A 23,154-nucleotide genomic window follows, 5' to 3' on the forward strand; every position below is an offset into this window, starting at 1 on the left:
TTTCCGGGAGATTCAGTTCCTTCGGAAATTTTTTTGTGAAATTTTTATAAAAATATAAGTATGTTGAAGTAATATGATAGTAAAATATTAAAAAATATCAAGAAATTTTATAAGAAAAATAATTATTAGGAGAATATTAAAGTAAAATACATTCAATCTATACTGTTAGCATTCTTTAGAGATATATAGTATCTATCAAATAATAAATATTAAATAAAAGTGAAAAAAATACTATACTTATTTAGAGTTTTTTTAGGAAATATCAGTTTGCAAAAAATGGATAAAACTAATATAATTCTTAGTATAATTTATTTTTTAGGAGGACTTATGAAAAATAAAGTTATTAAGATTTTAAAACGATTAGTAATAGTGTTAGTAACCTTGCTATTGTTGGTAGGAGGTTATGGATATTATTTTGTTCATAAATCTTTACCAACAGTAGAAGGGAAGACAGAATTAAAGATTTTAGACAATAGCGTAAAAATATCGCGTGATAAAAATGGAATTCCAACGATTGAAGCCGAAAATGATAGTGATTTATATAAAGCTCAGGGTTATATTCATGCTCAAGATAGATTATTTCAGATGGATTTAGCGAGAAGACAAGCGAGTGGTAGACTTTCTGAAGTAGTTGGTGAAGCAGCGTTAGAAAATGATAAGAAATTTCTAGTTTTTTCTTTAAGGAAAGCAGCAGAAGAATCTTACAAGGATTATTCAGAAGAAGCTAAAAAAATATTAGAAGATTATGCTCAAGGAGTAAATTCATTTATTGAAGAAGCAAAAAGAGATAATAAATTACCTTATGAGTTTTCTTTATTAGGATATTCTCCTGAAAATTGGACTCCTATTGATTCTTTAACAGTCGGGAAATACATGGCTTATGATTTAGGTGGGCACTGGGATCACTTAGGATTTAATAATTGGATTTTAAACAATTTAGGTGAAGAAAATCTAAAACAGTTACTTCCTGATAGTTTTTCAAAAAATAAAGATAATGAAGAAATTATAAAAGCGAATCAAGGTATAGATGTTAGTATAGATAAGAATACAGCTAAGACTGAGCGACCACCGATGGAAAATGGTAGCAATGACTGGGTTGTTTCTGGTAAGAAAACTAAATCTGGTAAGCCGTTATTGGCAGATGATCCTCATTTAGGGCTAGGTACTCCATCAGTTTGGTATCAGATGTCGCTTTCAACACCAAATAATAAAGTTTCAGGTGTCATTTTTCCAGGAGTACCTGGTATAATTCTTGGTCATAATGAACACATAGCATGGGGAGTTACGAATTTTGGACCAGATGTTCAAGACCTTTATATTGAAAAACGACAAGAGAATAATCCATATAAATTTAAATACGATAATGAATATTATGATGCTAAAGTTGATAAGTATTCAATAAAAGTAAAAGGAAAAGATGCTGTCGATTTTGAGGTTGTTAATACGAAGCATGGACCAATAATTGATCAACTGCTAAAACCATTAGGAAATAAAGATACGAGTTTTTCAATGCAGTGGACAGCACTTGAATCGACGCAAGAACTAGAAGCCATTTTAAATATAGATAAAGCGAAAAATTGGCAAGAATTTGAGAAATCATTGGAAAAATTCAAAGCACCAGCTCAAAACTTTGTTTTTGCGGATAATGAAGGAAATATAGCTTATAAATCAAATGGTAATGTACCTATTAGGAAAAAGGGAGATGGGAATCTTCCTGTACCAGGTTATAGTAGTGATTATGGATGGAGTGGTTATGTTTCATATGATAAATTACCGAAACTTGTTAATCCAGAAGAAGGTTTTATTGCGACAGCGAATACTGAAACTGTGAAAACTGATTATCACACATCAAACGTTTGGGCACAGCCGTATAGAAAAGCTCGTATAGATGAAGTATTATCAAAGAAAAATAATTTAACAGTTGATGATATGAAGAAACTTCAAATGGATACAAAAAATCTATATGCACAAGAATTTTTACCAAACTTCTTAAAAAATATAAATGTTGATAAAATTTCTAAAAAAGAAATAGTTGATAAACTAAAATCATGGAATAATGTAGACGAGAAAGATGAAGCAGCTCCTTTAATTTTTGATCTGTGGATGAAAAAAATCCAATCTTATATACTAAAAGACAAGATGGATGCAGATGTATACAAATTTATGCCTCATAAAGAGAGTTATGTAGATAAGGTACTTAGAGATAGTTTAAACGGTAAAAAAGTAAATCTTATTGAGGAGAAAAATGGACTACAAGAAGTATTAACAAACAGTTTAAATGAAACTATAACTGAATTAGAAGGTAAATATGGAAATGACGTATCTAAATGGAAGTGGGGTACAGCTCATACATTAGGATTCAGGCATCCATTATCTAAATCATCTGCATTGTTAGCATATTTCTTAAACCCGAAAGAATATCCTATTTCAGGTTCTAAAGTTACAGTTCAAGCAGCTAGACAAAACGATGAGGGATTAGTTAATCATGGTGCATCATGGAGATTTGTTTATGACTTTGAGACTAAAACAGGACATCATATTGTTGGACCTGGACAAAGTGGCCACTTCTTAAGTGATAATTATGATGATCAAATAGAAAAATGGGTAAAAGGAGAATATACGAGTGAATCTATAGGAAATATTCCTAAGGATAAAGTATTGGAACTAGTACCTGGAAAATAAGAAAAATAATGGAAAGTAATAGGGTTTCTTGTTACTTTCCATATTTTAATTGAAAAAATATAGAACACTATAAAAATAATTTGAAAAATGAAAAAAATCTGATATAATGAGGGTAATAAGTAGGGCTGTGGTTTGAATAAGGAATACGCTCTGAGAAGAGAAATGGCGGTGCGACTCCGTCCGACTACTTGTTATGACATCTATTTTTATAGGTGTTTTTTTTATTTAATTAATAACAAAATAATAAGCATCATGTTATAATAAAATTAGAAAGAGTTTAAAGAAAATAAGTAGGAGAAAAAATGAACGTTAGAGAAAATTTTGAGACAATAACAAGAGAAATAGCGGAAACTTGTAAACAAGCAGGAAGAAATGCTGATGAAGTGAAGTTAATAGCTGTAACTAAATATGTTACTGATGCTAGAGTTGAAGAGGCGCTTGAAGCGGGAATTACTGATTTTGCTGAAAATCGTCCGCAAAATTATGTTGAAAGAAAGGGTAAATATTCTGATAAGACTTGGCATCTAATCGGAAGTTTACAAACTAGAAAAGTACGTGATGTGATTAATGAGGTTGATTACTTCCACGCATTAGATAGAGACAGCTTAGCTAAAGAAATTGAAAAACGTGCAGAAAAAGAGATTAAATGTTTCGTGCAGGTGAATGTTTCTGGAGAGGAGAGTAAACATGGTTTAACTTCAGAAGAAGCCATTGATTTTATTAGATCATTGGAACAATATTCAAAAATAAAAGTTGTCGGACTTATGACTATGGCACCTTTTGTTGAAGATGAAGAAATACTACGTAATTGCTTTAGAAAATTAAGACAGTTACGTGATGAAGTAAAAGGGTTGGATTTACCATATGCACCATGTGAATTCTTATCGATGGGAATGAGTAACGACTATAAAATTGCAATTGAAGAAGGTGCGACTCATATAAGAGTTGGTACTGCATTGGTAGGTTGTGAGTTAAAATAATAAAATATAGAGGAGGGGTAGTATGCAAAGAGTAATAACTGTAGATGATTTAATCGTCACTATTAAATACAGAAGAAAAATGAAAAACATCTATTTAAAAGTTGAAAAAAATGCTGATGTAGTAGTGAGCGCCCCTCCAAGAACACCTAATTATATCATAAAAAAACTTGTTCAAGAAAATATAGATGAGATAAAACTTAGAAGAAATAATATCTTGAAGAGTGTTCATACTGTTAAAAACTATGTAACAGGTGAAAAACATTATGTTTTCGGGAAGGAATTGACTTTAGAAGTTAGACTTGGAGATAAAAATAAGATAACTATTTCTAATGATAAGTTAATTCTAAGCGTTAAAGATAAATACCAAGATAGAGAACGAATAGTAACTAGGGAACTCAGAAAGATTGTTTATAATAAATGCTTGGAGTTTCTTAGTAAGTATGAAAAGATTATGAATATTCATGCTGAACAACTTAGAATTAAAAAGATGAAAACACGTTGGGGAACATGTAATATCGAAGCGAAAAGAATCTGGATAAACTATGAACTTGTAAAATATCCAGTTGAGTGTTTGGAACATACTATTGTTCACGAACTTACTCATTTGTTAGAAACAAATCACACACCGAGATTTTATACATTGTTAGGAAAATACTATCCTAATTACAGAGAAAATGATAAATTAATAAAAGAATTTAGTAAACAATTAATCGGTTGATAAAAAGTATAGAAGTATTACAATTTTTTTGAAATTTATTATTAAATGAGAGTGGGCTAAATAATTTTTTGAAACTATTTAACTTACTCTTAAAAACAATAATTTGAGTATGTAACGATTGACTTTTTACGCTATTTACTATATAATTAATCAAGAGTTTTTAGTATTTTTATACTAACATTTTTGATGATACTTAAAAGTATTTTTGGAGGAAAAATAAATGTCACAAATTTTAAATAAAGAAGATGGAAAAGTAGTTATTGCTTTTTCAGCAACAAAAGAAGAATTTGCGAAAGGATTAGATCAAGCATTCAAACGTGCAGTTAAACGTGTTAACGCACCTGGATTCAGAAAAGGTAAATTACCAAGAGCTGTGTTCAACAAAATGTACGGTGAAGAAGCGTTATTCCAAGATGCAGTAGATTTCGTATTACCAGCAGCTTATACAAAAGCTATCGATGAATTAGAAGTTTCACCATTAGCTATGCCTGATATCGATGTTAAAGAAATCAGCAAAGAAGAAGGTGTTAAATTCGAAGCAGTTGTTACTGTTAAACCAAACGTTGAATTAGGTGAATACAAAAACCTTGGATTAGAAAAAGAATCAGTAGAAGTTACAGATGCTGATGTAGAAGAAAGATTAGATAGCTTATTAAGCCGTCAAGCTGAATGGCAAATCAAAGAAGGAGAATCTAAAAAAGGTGATATCGTAGTTATCGACTTTAAAGGATTCATCGGAGACGAAGCTTTTGAAGGTGGAGAAGCTAAAGGTTACGAATTAGAATTAGGTTCAGGTTCATTCATCCCTGGATTCGAAGAACAATTAGAAGGAAAAGTTGCACCAGTTGACACAGAAGTTAACGTAACATTCCCAGAAAACTACCAAGTAGCTGACCTTGCAGGTAAAGCAGCTAAATTCGAAGTTACAGTTCACGACGTAAAAGAAAAAGTTTTACCAGAATTAACTGACGAATTCGTTAAAGAATTTACTAAAGAAGCAGCTTCAACTGTAGCTGAATACAAAGAAAAATTAAAAGAAGAAATCAAATTAGAAAAAGAAAACTTAGCAGAAAAATCTTACTCTGATAAAGTAATTTCTACAGCTGTAGAAAACGCAAAAGTTTCTGTACCAGAAAAATTAGTAGAACAAGAAGTTAACTCTATGTTCGAGCAATTCACTGGAAACTTATCTCGTCAAGGATTATCATTCGACTTATATGAGCAATTCACTGGAAAAGGTGAAGCTGATCTTAAAGCAGAAATGAAATCAGACGCTGAAAACAAAATCAAAACTTCATTTGTACTAGGTGAAATCGCTGAAGTAGAAAAAGTTGAAGTAACAGAAGCTGACATCGATGCAGAAGTTAAAGAACTTGCTACTATGTACAACATGACTGAAGAAGGAATCAAACAACGTATTAGTGTTGAAGACTTACGTGGTGAGTTAGTAATCCAAAAAACTGTAGATTTCTTAAAAGCTAACAACTAATTTTAGCAAATCATCCTTAAGCATATAGAGTGTCTAACATTCTATATGCTTTTTTTATGATAATAAGGTGGTGACATTAGTTGAATGAGTATATTAAAAGTCTAGAACAAGAATTTTCTTTAATAAAGAGTGGATTTAAGGAAGAAGAGAAAAGAGCGTTAGATGATTATAAATCTAATGATAAAGAGTATGTTAAAAAACTAGCTTTCTTGTCATATGAATCAAAAGTATATCAAGTTAGAATGTACGGTGTGTTTCTTTTCGGTTATTTATCAGATGATAGTGATATCCTAACTTTTATGAGAGATGAAGTATCTAAAGATGATAATTGGAGAGTGCAAGAGGTACTTGCGAAAGCATTTGATGAATATTGTAAAAATAAAGGTTATGAAAATTCAATCTCTGTAATTGATGAGTGGCTAAGGTCTGATAATCTGAATACGAGAAGAGCTGTTACAGAAGGATTAAGGATATGGACCAGTAGACCATATTTCAAAGAAAATCCACGAGAAGCAATAAAAAGAATAGCCCCATTAAAAGAAGACACTAGTGAATATGTAAGAAAATCAGTAGGAAATGCATTAAGGGATATAAGTAGAAAATTTCCAGAACTCATAAGTGAAGAATTAAAAACTTGGAATTTAGAAACCAGGGAAATCAAACAAGTATATAAATTAGCGAGTAGATTTGTTGTGGAGTAAGTATTTTTGAAATAAGGTTTATTGTGTATTATAATTTTTTGTAGTATAATGGAACTAATGAGAGATGTCTATCCTCCTCCCCCGTGTTTATTTTTTTGGAGGGGGGTCGACATCTCTTTTTTATTTTACGCACATACAACCCTATGTGTCTTTTTTTATGTACACTTTATGTGTTATAATGGTAAGGATAATATAAAAAATTAGGAGATGAAAATGGGAAATAGTGTAAAAGAAAATTACGAAATAATACAACGTGCAGAATTACATAGAAAAATTTGGGAGATTGCTGATGATGTACGAGGTGCAGTAGATGGCTGGGATTTTAAACAGTATATATTAGGTATACTATTCTATAGATTCATCTCAGAAAACATGAGAGATTATTTTAATAGAGCCGAACGTGAAGCAGGAGCTGTGGATTTTAATTATGCTGAGTTGAGTGATGACGAGGCGTTAAAATATTTTAAACCTGGAACTGTTAAAGAAAAAGGATTTTTCATTTTGCCGAGCCAACTTTTTGAAAATATTGTAAAAACTGCAACTAAAGAAGATAACTTAAATGCTAAATTAGATACGATATTCAAAGAAATTGAAGCAAGTGCTATTGGAAGTGCTTCAGAAGAGGATTTCAAAGGATTATTTAGAGATGTTGATTTAACAAGTGATCGTTTAGGAGAATCTGTACCCGAAAAAAATATGAAATTAACTAGTATTTTAGTAGGTATTAGTGAACTTAATTTTGGTAATTTTGAAGACAATCATATTGATGCATTTGGAGATGCCTATGAATATTTAATTTCTAATTATGCATCTAATGCAGGTAAATCTGGTGGAGAGTTTTTCACTCCTCAAACAGTGTCAAGATTGTTAGCTAAAATAGTAGTAGATGGAAAAGATAAGATTAATAAAGTATACGACCCGACATGTGGAAGTGGTTCATTATTATTACAGATGAGAAAGTTCGAATGTGTGGAGATAGAAGAAGGTTATTATGGTCAAGAAATAAATATGACTAACTATAACTTAGCGCGAATGAACATGTTCTTGCACAATGTGAACTACAATGATTTTTCTATTAAACGAGGAGATACACTATTAAATCCTTATCATGGGGAAGAAAGACCGTTCGATGCTATAGTATCAAACCCACCGTATTCTATAAAATGGATAGGTGATGCGGATCCAACATTAATTAACGATGAACGTTTCGCACCTGCTGGTAAACTTGCGCCTAAATCATATGCGGACTATGCGTTTATTATGCATTCACTTAGTTATTTATCAAGTAAAGGACGAGCAGCTATAGTTTGCTTCCCAGGTATTTTTTATAGGAAAGGTGCAGAGAAAACTATTAGAAAATATTTAGTAGATAATAACTTTGTAGATTGTGTTATTCAACTTCCTGATAATCTATTCTTTGGAACGTCGATTGCTACTTGTGTATTAGTATTAGCGAAAAATAAAACTGAGAACAAAACTTTATTTATAGATGCATCTAAAGAATTCAAAAAAGAAACAAACAATAATATATTAGAAGAAAAAAATATAGATAATATCATTGAAGAGTTTAGAAATAGAGCAGATGTGGAACACTTTTCACGTTATGTAGATAGTAGTGAAATAGAGGAAAATGATTATAATTTATCAGTATCAACATATGTAGAAAAAGAAGACACTAGAGAAAAAATCGACATCAAAGTATTAAATAAAGAAATTGCTGAAACTGTGGAGAAAATAGATGAATTACGTGCATCTATAGATGAGATAGTTAGGGAGCTAGAGAGCGATGAATAATAACATTATTATTTATAATACGGAAGACGGAAAGTCAAAAATAAATCTTAAGTTAGAAGATGGAACAATTTGGCTTAATCAACTACAAATAGCAGAACTTTTTCAAACAACCAAACAGAACATTAGCAAGCATATAAAAGCTATATTTGAAGATGATGAACTTAGTGAAGTTTCAACTGTCAACTATCAGTTGACAGTTCAAAAAGAAGGGAAAAGGGAAATAGAAAGAAATATTGCTTTTTATAACCTTGATATGATTCTCGCTGTTGGTTATCGTGTGCGTTCTCCACGTGGAGTACAATTTAGAAAATATGCAACTACAGTTTTAAAAGAATATCTAATTAAAGGTTTCGCTATGGATGATGATCGTCTTAAAAACTTTGGTGGTGGAAACTACTTTAAAGAACTTTTAGATCGCATTCGTGATATTCGTTCTAGTGAGAAAGTATTCTATCGTCAAGTGTTAGAATTATTCTCAACATCAATAGACTATGATAAGAATAGTGATGAAGCGAAGAAATTCTTTGCAACTGTTCAAAATAAAATGCATTACGCAATACATCATCATACGGCAAGTGAATTGGTATTTGATAGAGTAGATGGTGATAAAGAATTTATGGGACTAACTACCTTTAAAGGAGAATTACCAACATTAACAGAAGCTAAAACAGCTAAAAACTATTTAAATGAAAAAGAATTACGTAGTTTAAATCAACTTGTATCTGGGTATTTAGACTTTGCAGAAAGACAAGCAGAACGTGCTGTAGCTATGACAATGGTAGATTGGATAAAACATGTCGATAATATTCTACGAGCAACAGGTGAAGATATATTAGAAAATGCTGGGAAAATATCACGAATACAAATGGAAGAAAAAGTGGAAGAAGAATATAAAAAGTATTCAGAACACACTTTAACTCAAGTAGAACAAGATTATTTAGAAGAAATTAAAAATATAGAAAAAATAGCAAAGAAAGGAGGAAAATAGATGACGAACATATTAGAATTACTTAAGAATGAAAAAGTGGAGTGGAAGAAGTTAGGGGAAGTAGTAGAAATTGTCACAGATTATGTTGCTGCAGGATCATTTAAAACAATAGCTGAAAATGTAAAATATTTACAAAAAGAAGGTTATGCTCAGTTAATACGTACAAAGGATATAAAATCAGATTTTAAAAAAGTTGATGATTTTGTTTATGTAGATGAAAATGCATTTCGATTCCTATATAGAGTAAATTTAGATAAAGAGTGTATAATATTACCTAATATCGGTAATTGTGGCGAGGTATATTACATTTATCCTGAAAAGCTTCCTAGCGATAATAATGTTTTGGGACCTAATGCAATTTATCTTAGAAGTAAAACACAAAGTAATAAATATTTATATTATCTATTTCATGAATATTTCTTTCAAAAATCATTAGAAAAAATTACAAGTAAAGTAGGTCAAGGGAAATTTAATAAAACAGACTTAAAAGAGTTATTAATCCCTATTCCATCATTAGAAACTCAAGAAAAAATGGTAGAAATACTTGATAAATTCACAAGTTATGTTACGGAACTTCAGTCAGAACTTCAGTCACGTACTAAACAATATACTTATTACAGAGATAAGTTATTAAGTGAAGAATATTTGATAAAAGCGACTAAGGAAATGGAAGAAGATAGAAGATTAAATATAGTTCAATTAGAAGAAGTTGTTACTATAAAAAATGGTAAAGATTGGAAAAAGTTAGATCAAGGGGATATCCCTGTTTACGGTAGTGGAGGAGAAATGGGGGTATTTGTCGATAAGTACTCTTATGATAAACCGACTGTTTTAATTCCGAGAAAAGGATCAATAGATAATGTATTTTATTTAGATAAGCCATTTTGGAATGTTGATACGATTTTTCATACTGAAATTGATGAAAGTAAATTGATACCTAAGTATTTTTATTATTTTATAGAGCACTATGATTTAAATAAATTAAGTGATAATTCGACAAGACCAAGTTTAACACAGTCAACTTTAAATAAATTGAAGGTACCTCTTCCACCCCTTTCACTTCAAAATAAAATAGTGAGGATCTTGGATAAGTTCCAAGTACTGCTTGCAGATACAAAAGGATTGATACCTGTAGAAATAGAACAACGTCAGAAACAATATGAATATTATCGAGAAAAACTCTTGACATTTGACGTAGAATATAGTAGAACGAACGAACGAACGTTCATAATATCTAATACTTACTATAATATTTTACAAGAAGCTGCTAAATATGTAGGAATAATTTTAGAGGATAAGGTTATTGAATATCGATTAAGAGATATTGCTGAATATTCTTCAAGTAGAATATCAGCAGAAGAATTAGATACTTTTAATTATGTAGGAGTTGATAATTTATTGAAAGACAAATATGGAAGGGAAGATTCTACTTATGTTCCAGAAACAGGAACTTCAATAAAATATGAAAAGGATGATATATTAATAGGAAATATTCGACCATATTTGAGGAAGATTTGGTATTCAGATAGAACAGGTGGTACTAATGGAGATGTTTTAGCTATTAGTGTAAAAGATAAAAAATTAGTTGATTCAAGGTATTTATATCATGCTTTAGCTGATGAAAGATTTTTTGAATATAATATAAAATATTCAAAAGGAGCTAAGATGCCACGAGGAGATAAAAAGAAAATAATGGAGTATCATTTTCCTATTCCTCCTCTGTACGTTCAACAACATGTTGTATCAATTCTTGACAAGTTTTATACTTTAGTAAATGATATTAAAGAGGGATTACCAAAAGAAATAGAACAACGCCAGAAGCAATATGAATATTGGAGAGAGTGTTTGTTAAACTTTCCAAGGTAATGAATTATTGTGGAAAATTTGGAATATAAATAAAAAAAGGAAAAGGAGTGAGAGTATGTCAGAAGAAACGTTTAAATATAAGACTTCACCTATCGCGGAGATGCAAGGTGGAATAGTTTTAGCGAGGTTTGAAAAGCCTGAGCGCAGAGTAGAAGAATATCAAACTGAATCACAACTCGAAGAAAATATGATTAATAATTTAGTTTCTCAAGGATATGAAAGACTTGATGTTAGAAGTATGGATGATTTATACAGTAATCTTCGAGTACAAATTGAAAAGTTAAATGACGTGAAATTTAGTGATAGTGAATGGAAAAGATTTTTACTAGAGTATTTAGATGCTCCTAATGATGGGATTATCGAAAAGACTCGTAAGATTCAAGAAAATCATATTTATGATTTTGTCTTTGATGATGGCAGATTAAGAAATATTAAAATAATAGATAAGAAAAATATCCATAACAACCACCTACAAGTAGTTAATCAAGTAACTGTCGCTAAAAATAGATATGATGTGAGTATTTTAGTAAATGGATTGCCTCTTGTTCATATTGAATTGAAAAAACGTGGGGTTAATATTAGAGAAGCTTTTAATCAGATTCAAAGGTATGAAGATGAAAGTTTTAACTTAGACAATTCGCTTTATAAGTTTGTGCAAATTTTCGTTATTTCTAATGGAACATATACTAGGTATTTCGCTAATACGACAGAACGTGATAAGAGTAATTACGAGTTCACTTGTGAATGGGCAGATGCTAAGAATAGGGTTATCGCAGATTTAGAAGACTTTACAGCGACTTTCTTTGAGAAGAGAACTATACTTGAGATTTTAACAAAATATTGTGTTTTTAATTCAAGAAATGTCCTTTTAATCATGCGTCCTTATCAAATTGCTGCGACTGAGAGACTATTATGGAGAATTAATTCTAGTTTTGAAAATAAAAAAGCTGGAAGTGTAGAAGCAGGTGGATTTATCTGGCATACTACTGGATCTGGTAAGACTTTAACATCATTCAAGTCAGCAAGATTAGCTACTGAGTTAGATTATATTGATAAAGTATTCTTCGTAGTTGATAGAAAAGATTTAGACTATCAAACTATGCGTGAATACCAAAAATTCCAAAAAGATAGTGTAAATGGAAGTAAGGATACTAAAGAATTAAAAATTAGTATTGAAAAACAAGATAATAAAATAGTTGTTACAACAATTCAAAAATTAAATGAGTTTGTTAAAAGTAATAAAGGGCATGAAATTTATAATAAGCATTGTGTATTCATTTATGATGAATGTCATAGATCTCAATTTGGTTTAGCTCAAAAGAATATTCAAAGTTCATTTAAACACTATTATCAATTTGGATTTACTGGGACACCAATTCTTGTAGAGAATTCAATAGATGGAGAAACTACAACAGCTAGTGTATTTGGTGCACAATTACATAGTTATGTAATTACCGATGCGATTAGAGATGGTAAAGTTCTTAAATTCAAAATCGACTACAACAGTATTAATCCAAAGTTCAAGAGTTCTGAAGAAGAAACAGATGATGAAAAACTAAAAGCTCTTGAGAATAAGATGTTCTTACATCCAGAGCGTATTTCAGAAATTACTAATTACATTCTTGATAAGTTTGATTCTAAAACTTATCGCAATACACAATATACTGTAAAGGATAAACGTATTAATGGATTTAATGCGATGTTTGCGGTACAAAGTGTAGATGCGGCGAAGATGTATTATGAAGAGTTTAAAAAACAACAGGCAAACTTATCTGAAGATAAAAAATTAAAAGTTGCGACAATATTTAGTTATGCTCCAAACGAAGAAAGAGCCTCAGGAGAAATTGAAGAAGAGAGTATGACGTCATCAGCAATGTCAACTACTGCAAAACAATTCTTAACTAATGTAGTTGATGACTATAATTCATTTTTCCAAACCAACTTCACTATAGATGGTAATGGATTTGAGAATTATTATAAAGATTTATCTAGTAGAGTAAGAAACAAAGAAGTAGATTTACTAATTGTTGTTGGTATGTTCTTAACTGGATTCGATGCTCCAACTATGAATACATTATTCGTTGATAAAAACTTGAGATATCATGGACTTATTCAGGCATTTTCTAGAACAAATAGGATTCTAAATAAGATGAAAGCTTTCGGTAATATTGTTTGCTTTAGAAACTTAGAAAAAGCTACTAAAGATGCGATTAAACTATTTGGTGATGAAAATAGTATTAATGTAATTATCGAGCGTAGTTATGATGATTACATCAACGGCTTCACGGATGAAGATACAGGAGTTATATTCAAAGGGTATAAGGAACTATGTGAAGAAATCATAGAAAAATTCCCAGACCCAACAGAAATCAAACTAGAAAAAGATAAGAAAGAGTTTGTTAAGTTATTTGGTGAAATCTTGAAGAGAGAAAATATCTTGAGAAACTATGATGAATTCAGTAGTTTTGAGAAGATAATTTCTGAGAGATTGAAACAAGATATGAAGAGTGTATATATTTGGATAAAAGATGAGTCAATATCACCAAAACCACCGATAATAGATCCTGATGGGCCTATTATAGATTACTCTGATGTTGAATTCCATATTGATCTTCTAAAAACTGAAGAGGTAAATCTTGATTATATCCTAGCCTTAATTCTTGAAAAAGCTAAAGAGCAAGGTACGAATAATGAAATATTAAAAGAAGAAATAAGAAGATTGATTCGTTCTTCACTTGGAACAAGAGCAAAAGAAGAATTAATTATTGAATTTATCAATCGTACAGACTTAACTAAGTTTGATAAAAATGAAGATATACTAGAAGCTTTTTATGAATATGCTAAGATTGAGAAAGAACAAAAGATAAATGAACTTATCACTGAAGAAAATCTAAAAGAAAAATCTAAGAAATTTATAGAGAAATCAATTAGTAGAGGATATGTTGCCCAAGGTGGAACTGAATTAGATGATGTATTACCACCAGTAAGACGTGTTGGTGGAGAAAGAGAAGCTAAGAAGCAATCAGTTCTTTCTAAACTGAAAGATATCGTTAAGGTATTTGTGGGGATATAATATAAATTAGCTAATTTTATTTTAAATAAATGTATTAAAATCTATATTTAAATCAGATAAAATTTTTGATTTAAATATAGATTTGTGTTAGAATTAAATCATAAAAGAGAGAGCCGTTTTAAAGACGGTAGCTCGTGTTTAAGATTATATTAAATAACCATCTACTCGGCTAAAGTAAAGATGGTTATTTTTTATTGTCATTTTTAAACGCATTTATACATACACCAACTACGGTTGCAATCAAAAGATTTACACCTATAATAGTTTGTATAATTTCATACGCAGACAACTTGCTACTCCTTTCGTCCAGATTTTGTTACTTATGAGCATAAGCATCATCTCCTTCCGTATAAAAGTAGCCACCATCTTTATCAGAAGTATTAAACTCCTTAACTCCTCTCTCCATCACTGATTATATCAGAAATTTGAAGAGGACACAAAGAAAATCAATAGTTATTTAAAATTTAGTATTCTTTCTTAAAAACACGTATATAACCGATACGTGTCTTTTTTTATGTACATGATCTATGCTATAATAAAGTTGATATTAATTGATTTCATATTAGGAGAAGGATATGGCTAAAAGATGTTGTAAAAAAAGAAGAGAAGTAGCTTATAAGATAGAACATAGTCCGAGACCGATTAAGCTTTCAGAAGAGATGGATAAGATAATAAAAAATTTACTTTGGTATATTCCGAATATTGATTCATACCAAGCGACTAAAAATGAGTTTATTTCTGATAGAATCTATGATGAATTTTCATTTACCTATATAATGGAGCAAATGGGTATGAAGGAAAGTCGTGATGTGAGATGGATAGGACAAAAGGAAGTAATAAGTAAAGAAGACTGGGAATTTTTTGAGGGGGAAATTTGTACTAATTGTCAAAAAATCATAGTAGCAAAGTATAGTACTTTGTCTAAAATAAATACCTTATTAACTACTATTAGAAACGCTATAGCACATGGACATTTTGCTATAGTAGAAGATTATATAATTGGATTTAATCTAAAACTCTCTTCAAAAGATCCTGAGGGGTTGAGGAAAGCTATTATTAAGATTAAACCAAAACCATTACTTTCAGCTTTAGAGAAATTAGCTTCACCAATGGGTAAAGAATTATTACTTGCATATGCATTTAGAAAAGTTGGTTATGATGTTAAAGAGCCCAAAAATAGAAGTAGGGATTTTGATTTATGTCTTGAAAAGAATGGTAAAAAATATGTTATTGAGATAAAATCTTACAGAGGAAATACATATCTTCATCCTAAACATGTTGAAATCTTCCTTAAGAGAGCAGAAAAAGCTTTACCTGAGGTTGAGAGAGTTTTACTCGTTGATACTTCGAGGGTGACTAAGTCAGTAAGACAATTGGAATCAAAAATTAAAGATTTTAGAATTGTTGACATTAATGATGTAAAACTGTTACTAGGTGAAGAACCTGTAGATATATTAGAAAAATAAATCTATAATTAATAAGAAGAGCGATTCAAAAATAATAACTTTTAAAAAAGTGTATATGAGAATTCATAGACGCAGTGGTTTATTGATATCTAAATTCGCTTTATGAAAGGTTTTAGATATCTAATAACCTGTGCGGGGGTGACTCGACAAAATCGATTTCTACGAAATCACGATTTTTGAGTCACTCCCATATTTTTTATTTCATTTGTTCACTTACAGTACTTACTTTTTCTAGAATTTCATCTAGACTGAAGTATCCGCTTTTTTGAATAGATAGTCTTCCTTCGATATATACTTCTACAGTTGGTGCTGAAAGAATGCCTCGTTGAGCAGCAATTTCCATATTTTCTTCTAATGAAACGTAGTATGCTGGAATATCTTTGTGATCTTCTTGCCACGCAGTAATTCTGTTTTTTATTGAGTGGCACGGCATGCATGTGGCAGTTCCGTATTGAATAATCGCTATGTCATTGTCACTGATAATTTTATTTAAGTCGTCGTTTTTTGTAAAATCAATCATATTTAATAATCCTTTATTTTCTATATAAGAAGTGTATGTAATATCTTACCTTCTTTTAATATGTGTATATTATAGTTGTTTTAAAAGTTAATTACAACTATTATTAATTGTGTATATACATGGTTCAAAAATAGAATATTATAAAAATTTTCTGAAAACTATTGACAATAATTTTAAAAGATGATATTATTTTTATAACATAAATAGATTAAGTATTATAAAAAGAGGCCGCGATGACTAATTTAAAAGGTAGCATCGCCGAAGTGATTAAATTCACTGGGGTTATGTCGAATAGGCATAACACTGTCATTAGAAAATGCCCATTTTCTTCATGGTGAGCTTTTTATAATAAGGGCAAGAGGAATAGGATAGAATTATAAGCTAGACTACAAGGACCTTTTGTTCTTGTAGTCTATTTTTTATAACATTTTATGAAGGAGAAGATAATGAGATTATTTGATGGTATGACGGTGGAAAATGGTGAACTGAATATTTCGGGAGTTGGAGTAAGTGAGTTAAAAGCTCAATATGGAACACCACTTTATGTTTATGATGAGAATATGTTAGTGAATCAATGTAGAACTTTTATTAATAACTTCAAAAGTTCAAGGTTTAGTACAGAAGTTCTTTTTGCATCGAAAGCTTTTAGCTGTTTAGAGGTATTAAGAATTGCGAATAGAGAAGGCTTAGGTGTAGATGTGGTTTCACTCGGTGAGATTCATACAGCATATAAAGCTGGTTATGATATGAGACGAGCTTATTTCCATGGAAATAATAAAACTCGTGAGGAACTACAATATGCATTAGAAGTTGGAGTAGGAACTATTGTTATAGATAACAACTATGAATATGAAATGATTAATAAAATCGTAAGAGAGAGTGGAAATACTGTAGATGTACTGTTAAGAATTAATACTGGTATTGATGCTCATACTCATGAATATATCAAAACAGCAAAAGATGATTCAAAATTTGGTTACTCAGTATACGATGAAACAATTTATGATTTAATCGCAGATATTAATAATCAAAGCAATCTTAACTTCGTAGGATTCCACTCACACATCGGATCACAAATTTTTGAAAAAACTTCATTTTTCGAAGCTGTAAAAGTGGTAATGGAATTTACGAGAAGAGTTCAAGAAAGATTAGGTTTAACTATAAGTGTTCTTAACCTAGGTGGAGGTTTCGGAGTTTATTATACTGAAGAAGATAGACCTTTTGAACTTGCTGAGTTTCTAAGAGAGTATATCGAAGTGGTTGAACGTGAAAGTGATAATTTTGGCTTAGATCTAACTAAGGTAGTTATTGAACCTGGTAGAAGTTTAACATGTAACGCAGGTAGCACATTATACAGTGTTGGTGGAGTTAAGAAAACTTTTGCTGGTCGTGAATACGTGTTCGTTGATGGAGGTATGGCAGATAATCCTCGTTATGCATTATATAAAGCAAAATACGAGGCGATGTTAGCTAACAAGATGAATGAAGAAGCAGATGCAACTTATACAGTTGCTGGTAAATGCTGTGAGTCTGGAGACATGTTAGTAATGGATGCAAAATTACCTAGAGCTGAGCAAGGTGACTTACTATTAGTATCATCGACTGGAGCATATAACTATAGTATGAGTAGTAACTACAATAGATTACCGAAGTTACCAGTAGTATTTGTAAAAGATGGAACTAGTCGCCTAGTAGTAAAAGGTGAGACTTTAGAAGATTTAATTAGACAAGATATTTAATTCAAAAAATAACAAAAAAATATTATTAAAAATATATAAAAATAACATAGATACAAGGAGAATAAGATTATGACAATTTATACAGGAAGCGGAGTAGCAATAGTAACACCATTTTTCGAGGATGGAAGTGTAGATTATGAGACATTTGGAGAGTTAATCGAATTCCAAATTGCTGAGGGAACTGATGCGATTATCGTAGCGGGAACTACTGGTGAGAGTTCAACTATGCCTGACGATGAGCAAGTAGCGGTTATTAAATTCGCTATTGATAGAGTAGCAGGTCGTGTACCGGTTATCGCGGGTAGTGGGGTTAACGATACGGCCCACTCAATTAGATTAAGCCAAGAGATTGAAAAATTAGGACCAGATGCATTATTAGTAGTAACTCCATACTACATCAAAACTAGCCAACAAGGTTTAATTGAACACTTCGAAGCGATTGCTAATAGTGTTGATTTACCAATCGTACTTTATAATGTACCGGGAAGAACTGGTCAAGTTATGGCGCCTGAGACTATTTTACACTTATCTCAACACAAAAATATCGTGGCATATAAAGATGCTGTAGGGGACATTGCTCATACTTTAGCAGTTAGAAACTTAGTAGGTGATAAAATTGATATTTACTCAGGAAATGATGATATTAATGTACCGATTATTTTAGCGGGTGGTAAAGGAACAATTTCTGTTTTAGCTAACGTTTATCCAAAAGCTACGCACTTAATGTGTAAATATGCTTTAGAAAGACAAGTGGATAAAGCTTTCGCTCTTCAACTTAAATATTTAGACTTCATCCACATGTTATTCGCTGAGCCAAACCCAATGCCAGTTAAAAAATGTGTAGAATTAATTGGAAAATCAGCTTGTCACTATCGTCTACCTATGACACACGTTGCACCAACATTAGCGACAAGATTAGAGCAAGAGATTGCAAGACTTAATTCATTACAAGGAGAGTAAAAATGAGAGTTTTATTAAGTGGTTACAATGGAACTATGGGACAAGTTCTAAAAAACTATATTCAAGATAACACTGCCTTAGAAATTGTTGCAGGTGTAGGTCGTGAGTTGTTAGAAGAGAAATTCCCAACTTATACTTCATATGAAGGATTAGAAAAGATTGCTGATGTGATTATTGATTTTTCTCATCATGCTGGGACTGCCTCTTTAGTGGAGTATGCTAAACGTACAGTAACAAAAGTCGTAATTGCGACAACTGGTCATACTACAGAAGAATTAGAATTAATCGATGAATTAGCAACTCAAGTAGGGGTAGTTTACGCTGGAAATTATAGCTTAGGAGTAAATGTCTTAGTAGAATTAGTAAAAAAAGCTAGTGAACTTTTACTAGGATATGATATCGAAGTTATAGAAAAACACCATAATAAAAAAGTAGACGCACCTAGTGGAACTGCTAAAATGTTAGTGGATGCGGTTAAAGACGTAGAAGATTATAATAGAGTCTATGGTCGTCATGGAGATATGAAACGCCAAGAAAAAGAGATTGGAATTCATGCAGTTCGTGGTGGAACTATAGTAGGTGAGCATGAAGTGATTTTTGCTGGTGAGGATGAGGTAATTGAAATTAAACATACAGCATTAAGTAAAAAAATGTTCGCAAAAGGATCTGTTACAGCAGCACAGTGGCTTAATACTGTAGGAGAACCTAGATTATATTCTATGAAAGATGTACTAGGTATAAAATAATAAAGTTAGAAGCGACTCAAGGTTATACTATTAGATGTTTTATTGAGTCTTCCTTATGAAGTTTATAAAAATATTCATAAGTAGAGTGGTTGGTATACTACTTAAATTAAAAATACTATAATAAAGTTAAATTGACATATGTAAAAATTAAATATAAAATAGAAAAAAATCATATAGATAATAGGAGAAAGAAATGAAATCAACAGAAGAGATTATTAAATTTATAGCAACATCTAAAAAGAAAACACCGGTAAAAGTTTACGTTAATTTTAACGCTGAAGTAGAATTTCCAGAAACATTAGAAGTTTATGGTGAAGGGAATTCAAGAGTAATTTTTGCGGATTTCGCTGATTGGGTGGAATTTTACGAAGCTAACAAATCTGCGGTAGTAAATCATCGTGTGGAAAACGATCGACGTAATAGTGGTGTACCGATGATCGATTTAACTCAGTTCAACGCTCGTATCGAACCAGGTTGTTCAATTCGTGAACATGTTAGTATCGGAGATAATGCGGTTATCATGATGGGTGCTGTTATTAACATCGGGGCAAAAATTGGGAAAAACACTATGATTGATATGAATGCTATTTTAGGTGGACGTGCTGAAGTTGGGGAAAATTCTCATGTTGGTGCTGGATCTGTATTATCAGGTGTTATTGAACCAGCTAATGCAACGCCAGTACGTGTAGGGAACAATGTTCTTATCGGTGCTAATGCGGTAGTATTAGAAGGTGTACAAATTGGAGATAATGCCGTTGTTGCAGCTGGAAGTGTAGTAACAAAAGATGTAGCTAGTGGTGATGTTGTAGCGGGAGTACCTGCAAGAGTAATTAAAACACGTAGTGAAGTTGCAGAAGAAAAAGTAGACATTATTGCAGAATTAAGAAACTTATAATAAAGTAGGAAGAGAAGATGAAAGTAATTACTGAAGAGAATTTAACATCATGGCGTAGACATCTGCACCAAAATCCAGAGTTATCATTGGAAGAGCATAAAACTAAAGAATTTATCGCTAGTATCTTAAAAGAATATGGTATAGAATATCAAGAAACTCTTGAGACAGGATTAGTAGTGATTTTTAAAGCAAGTGTGGAGACTAAAGATACGATATTATTTAGAGCTGATATTGATGCATTGCCAATTACAGAGGAAAATGATGTTGATTTTAAATCGAAAAATGATGGTGTAATGCATGCATGTGGTCATGATGGACACACGACTATGCTTTTAGGAAGTGTTATAGAAGCGGCTGATTATTATAAAAATAATGATACGAAGGTAAATAGTATTTTTGTATTCCAACCTGCTGAAGAAACTTTCGGTGGTGGAAATTTATTAATCAATGATTTTGATTTTTCACATTATAATATTTTAGCAAGTTATGCCCTGCATATGAATCCAGATTATCCTGAAGGTCATATTGTCTCTAAACCAAAAGAAATTATGGCCAGTGCTAATGAATATAGAATTTATATTAAAGGACGTGCGGCGCATGTTGGTTTGAAAAATACTGGAATTGATGCTCTTAATGTAGCTACAATGTTCTTCCAAGAGATGTTAAAGCTTAATGCATTGCATACTAAAGCACGTAATACTAACATTATTCATATCGGTAAAATGTACGGTGGAGATGCGATGAATGTCGTTGCTGAGAATGCATATCTGGAAGGAACGATTAGAACATACAGTATGGAAGATTTAGAGACAATTAAAGCTGCGATTGAAAATACGCGTGTAGGACTTGAGCATCTTACTGGTGCAAGTATTCGCGTTGATTTTGCTGAAGGGTATCCTGCGGTAATTAATGATGAAGTTCCTTATCAAGTAATTAGAGAAGTCATAGAAAAAGAAAATATCGACTATATTGAGTTAGAGGAAGCTTATCTGTATGGGGAAGATTTCTCATTCTTCAGTAGACTTTCTCCTATAAACTATAGCTTTTTAGGTTTAAGAAACGAAGAGAAAAACTATGTTTCAGGGTTACATACACCAACTTTCAACTTCGATGAAAAAATATTAAAAGTAGGGGTTCAATATTACCTTGGAATATTGAAATATTATAACGAGTAATTTTTTGATTTTTTAGTAAGATAAACGGGAGTGACTCAAAAATCGTGATTTCAGAGAAAGCGATTTTGTCGAGTCATCCCCGCATAGTTTATTAGATATCTAAAAAGCTTTTATAAAGCGAATTTAGATATCAATAAACCACTGCGTCTATGAGTTCTCATATGAATTTTGTTAAATTTTAGGACTTTTGGGGCATCTTCGTTTAATTAAGAAAGGATCTTTATGGCAACAATTGAGTTAAATTATAATAATATAAGACAAAATGCTATTAATTTAAAAGAACAGGCACAGGATATAATAGCTGTAGTTAAAAATAATGCGTATAATTTAGATTTAAGAGAGTGTGTAAAATTATACTCTGAAGTAGGAATTAATTATTTTGCTACGACAAAAGAAGAAGAGTGCAAGGTAATAAGGGAAACATTAGGAAAAGAAGCTAATATCTTTCTTTTAAACCCCACTTATGACTTTGCATTAGCAAGAGAATACAATATCGAGATAAATATAGCGAGTCTTGAATATTTAAAAGAAAATATTGAAAAACTGAAAGATTTAACATTGCAGTTGGAATTCGCTGGTAGTATGAGACGTGCTGGAGCAAAAAATCTGGAAGAAGTACTTGAAATTATAGCTTTCTGTAAAGAAAATGATTTGAAATTGAAAGGATTTTGGTCTCATTTTTCATTTGCGGATGAGTTTGATGGTTTCTATGAAAAAGAAAAAGAATTGGTGTTAAATGTTCTTGACGAAGCACTAAAAAATTACGATTTCGAAGTAGTTCACTTGCAAAATAGCGCCTCATTTTTACGTGACGGTGTCTTTGAAAAAACAACACATCAGAGATTAGGAATTATTCTTTATGGAGCTATGCCTTATGATGTGAATGTAAACCTAGTTGCTTTAGAAAATCTAGTTATTAAGAATCCAATTACTGTTTATGGTGAAATAATTAATATAGTAAAATTAAATAAAGGTGAGTGCATAGGGTATTCTAATTCTTATATAGCTGATGTTGACAAAAAAGTAGGAATTGTTAATATTGGCTATGGTGATGGGATACTGAGAGATAGATTAAAAGGAAAAACTTGTATTATTAATGGAAAAAATAGAAATATTTATTCAACTATGATGAGTCACTTAGTTGTTGAAATAGGTGAAGAAGAACAAATAGGTGATAGAGTTTATGTTTATGATGATAAACAACAACTTCATGATTATACTAAGTATTTCGGACCGAACTCTGTTCAACTTGCTGCATTGAATTATGATAGTTTAAAAGTGAAAAAGATATATTAAAAAAAGGGGGTGACTCATAAATTAGTTTTGTAGAGTTACTCCCTTTTTTATATTTGTAAATTTTAG

Annotated in this window: 17 protein-coding genes and 1 riboswitch; of the genes, 16 read left to right on the forward strand and 1 reads right to left on the reverse strand. The window is 31.1% G+C overall.

Annotated features, from left to right (window positions below; translation table 11 throughout):
• The first annotated feature begins 327 nt into the window (after positions 1 to 327).
• The 10 genes from GEMHA0001_RS01220 to GEMHA0001_RS01270 all read left to right on the forward strand — a co-directional run bounded on the left by GEMHA0001_RS01220 (position 328) and on the right by GEMHA0001_RS01270 (position 15,757).
• Positions 328 to 2,682 carry a penicillin acylase family protein gene (locus tag GEMHA0001_RS01220; RefSeq protein WP_003143970.1) on the forward strand — a complete coding sequence of 785 codons (2,355 nt, stop codon included), beginning with the start codon at positions 328 to 330 and terminating at the stop codon, positions 2,680 to 2,682.
• 302 nt (positions 2,683 to 2,984) lie between these two features.
• A complete protein-coding gene (locus GEMHA0001_RS01225; RefSeq protein WP_004263676.1) occupies positions 2,985 to 3,662 on the forward strand; it encodes a YggS family pyridoxal phosphate-dependent enzyme in 678 nt (225 codons plus the stop codon).
• 22 nt (positions 3,663 to 3,684) lie between these two features.
• Positions 3,685 to 4,380, forward strand: coding sequence for a M48 family metallopeptidase (locus GEMHA0001_RS01230; RefSeq protein ID WP_003144043.1), 696 nt, complete (start codon positions 3,685 to 3,687; stop codon positions 4,378 to 4,380).
• A gap of 220 nt (positions 4,381 to 4,600) precedes the next feature.
• Complete coding sequence (gene tig, locus GEMHA0001_RS01235) at positions 4,601 to 5,869, forward strand: trigger factor (RefSeq protein WP_004263426.1); 1,269 nt, start codon at positions 4,601 to 4,603, stop codon at positions 5,867 to 5,869.
• Positions 5,870 to 5,949: 80 nt separating this feature from the next.
• Complete coding sequence (locus GEMHA0001_RS01240) at positions 5,950 to 6,570, forward strand: DNA alkylation repair protein (protein WP_003143996.1); 621 nt, start codon at positions 5,950 to 5,952, stop codon at positions 6,568 to 6,570.
• A gap of 213 nt (positions 6,571 to 6,783) precedes the next feature.
• Entirely contained in the window at positions 6,784 to 8,364 is a 1,581-nt protein-coding gene (locus GEMHA0001_RS01245; protein ID WP_004263464.1) for a type I restriction-modification system subunit M, read from the forward strand.
• Positions 8,357 to 9,352: a virulence RhuM family protein gene (locus GEMHA0001_RS01250; protein ID WP_004263589.1), complete on the forward strand. Its 996-nt coding sequence runs from the start codon at positions 8,357 to 8,359 to the stop codon at positions 9,350 to 9,352. The genes GEMHA0001_RS01245 and GEMHA0001_RS01250 overlap by 8 nt, the downstream gene beginning before the upstream one ends.
• Positions 9,353 to 11,218 (forward strand): restriction endonuclease subunit S, encoded by a 1,866-nt coding sequence (locus GEMHA0001_RS09015; protein ID WP_004263643.1) that lies wholly within the window; start codon positions 9,353 to 9,355, stop codon positions 11,216 to 11,218.
• Between the two features lie 55 nt (positions 11,219 to 11,273).
• Positions 11,274 to 14,291 (forward strand): type I restriction endonuclease subunit R, encoded by a 3,018-nt coding sequence (locus GEMHA0001_RS01265; protein ID WP_003144026.1) that lies wholly within the window; start codon positions 11,274 to 11,276, stop codon positions 14,289 to 14,291.
• A 575-nt stretch (positions 14,292 to 14,866) separates the two neighbouring features.
• A complete protein-coding gene (locus GEMHA0001_RS01270) occupies positions 14,867 to 15,757 on the forward strand; it encodes a restriction endonuclease (protein ID WP_004263490.1) in 891 nt (296 codons plus the stop codon).
• 196 nt (positions 15,758 to 15,953) lie between these two features.
• Here the strand turns inward: GEMHA0001_RS01270 and GEMHA0001_RS01275 are convergent, their stop codons facing one another.
• Positions 15,954 to 16,277 (reverse strand): thioredoxin family protein, encoded by a 324-nt coding sequence (locus GEMHA0001_RS01275; protein WP_003143981.1) that lies wholly within the window; start codon positions 16,275 to 16,277, stop codon positions 15,954 to 15,956.
• A 214-nt stretch (positions 16,278 to 16,491) separates the two neighbouring features.
• Positions 16,492 to 16,627: riboswitch (Lysine riboswitch) on the forward strand.
• Between the two features lie 96 nt (positions 16,628 to 16,723).
• On the opposite strand from GEMHA0001_RS01275, the gene lysA reads away from it, so the two are divergent.
• From lysA to GEMHA0001_RS01305, 6 genes are all read left to right on the forward strand, one after another.
• Entirely contained in the window at positions 16,724 to 18,016 is a 1,293-nt protein-coding gene (lysA, locus tag GEMHA0001_RS01280; RefSeq protein WP_003143991.1) for a diaminopimelate decarboxylase, read from the forward strand.
• A 69-nt stretch (positions 18,017 to 18,085) separates the two neighbouring features.
• On the forward strand, positions 18,086 to 18,976 hold the full coding sequence (gene dapA / locus GEMHA0001_RS01285) for a 4-hydroxy-tetrahydrodipicolinate synthase (RefSeq protein WP_003143986.1): 891 nt from the start codon (positions 18,086 to 18,088) through the stop codon (positions 18,974 to 18,976).
• Positions 18,977 to 18,978: 2 nt separating this feature from the next.
• Positions 18,979 to 19,722 carry a 4-hydroxy-tetrahydrodipicolinate reductase gene (dapB, locus tag GEMHA0001_RS01290; RefSeq protein WP_004263328.1) on the forward strand — a complete coding sequence of 248 codons (744 nt, stop codon included), beginning with the start codon at positions 18,979 to 18,981 and terminating at the stop codon, positions 19,720 to 19,722.
• Positions 19,723 to 19,915: 193 nt separating this feature from the next.
• Positions 19,916 to 20,617, forward strand: a complete 702-nt coding sequence (gene dapD / locus GEMHA0001_RS01295) for a 2,3,4,5-tetrahydropyridine-2,6-dicarboxylate N-acetyltransferase (protein WP_004263631.1) — start codon at positions 19,916 to 19,918, stop codon at positions 20,615 to 20,617.
• A 17-nt stretch (positions 20,618 to 20,634) separates the two neighbouring features.
• A complete protein-coding gene (locus GEMHA0001_RS01300) occupies positions 20,635 to 21,792 on the forward strand; it encodes a M20 metallopeptidase family protein (protein WP_003143992.1) in 1,158 nt (385 codons plus the stop codon).
• A 222-nt stretch (positions 21,793 to 22,014) separates the two neighbouring features.
• Positions 22,015 to 23,088 (forward strand): alanine racemase, encoded by a 1,074-nt coding sequence (locus GEMHA0001_RS01305; protein WP_004263632.1) that lies wholly within the window; start codon positions 22,015 to 22,017, stop codon positions 23,086 to 23,088.
• The last annotated feature ends 66 nt before the right edge of the window (positions 23,089 to 23,154 follow it).

The sequence above is a fragment of the Gemella haemolysans ATCC 10379 genome (genome assembly GCF_000173915.1).
Classification (GTDB): domain Bacteria; phylum Bacillota; class Bacilli; order Staphylococcales; family Gemellaceae; genus Gemella; species Gemella haemolysans.

Coding starts and splice junctions, on each gene's coding strand:
- dapD (WP_004263631.1), top strand. CDS start 19,916: ATGAAATCAACAGAAGAGATTATTAAATTTATAGCAACATCTAAAAAG.
- GEMHA0001_RS01265 (WP_003144026.1), top strand. CDS start 11,274: ATGTCAGAAGAAACGTTTAAATATAAGACTTCACCTATCGCGGAGATG.
- GEMHA0001_RS01305 (WP_004263632.1), top strand. CDS start 22,015: ATGGCAACAATTGAGTTAAATTATAATAATATAAGACAAAATGCTATT.
- GEMHA0001_RS01300 (WP_003143992.1), top strand. CDS start 20,635: ATGAAAGTAATTACTGAAGAGAATTTAACATCATGGCGTAGACATCTG.
- GEMHA0001_RS09015 (WP_004263643.1), top strand. CDS start 9,353: ATGACGAACATATTAGAATTACTTAAGAATGAAAAAGTGGAGTGGAAG.
- GEMHA0001_RS01245 (WP_004263464.1), top strand. CDS start 6,784: ATGGGAAATAGTGTAAAAGAAAATTACGAAATAATACAACGTGCAGAA.
- GEMHA0001_RS01220 (WP_003143970.1), top strand. CDS start 328: ATGAAAAATAAAGTTATTAAGATTTTAAAACGATTAGTAATAGTGTTA.
- tig (WP_004263426.1), top strand. CDS start 4,601: ATGTCACAAATTTTAAATAAAGAAGATGGAAAAGTAGTTATTGCTTTT.
- GEMHA0001_RS01250 (WP_004263589.1), top strand. CDS start 8,357: ATGAATAATAACATTATTATTTATAATACGGAAGACGGAAAGTCAAAA.
- GEMHA0001_RS01275 (WP_003143981.1), bottom strand. CDS start 16,277: ATGATTGATTTTACAAAAAACGACGACTTAAATAAAATTATCAGTGAC.
- GEMHA0001_RS01270 (WP_004263490.1), top strand. CDS start 14,867: ATGGCTAAAAGATGTTGTAAAAAAAGAAGAGAAGTAGCTTATAAGATA.
- GEMHA0001_RS01225 (WP_004263676.1), top strand. CDS start 2,985: ATGAACGTTAGAGAAAATTTTGAGACAATAACAAGAGAAATAGCGGAA.
- lysA (WP_003143991.1), top strand. CDS start 16,724: ATGAGATTATTTGATGGTATGACGGTGGAAAATGGTGAACTGAATATT.
- GEMHA0001_RS01230 (WP_003144043.1), top strand. CDS start 3,685: ATGCAAAGAGTAATAACTGTAGATGATTTAATCGTCACTATTAAATAC.
- dapB (WP_004263328.1), top strand. CDS start 18,979: ATGAGAGTTTTATTAAGTGGTTACAATGGAACTATGGGACAAGTTCTA.
- dapA (WP_003143986.1), top strand. CDS start 18,086: ATGACAATTTATACAGGAAGCGGAGTAGCAATAGTAACACCATTTTTC.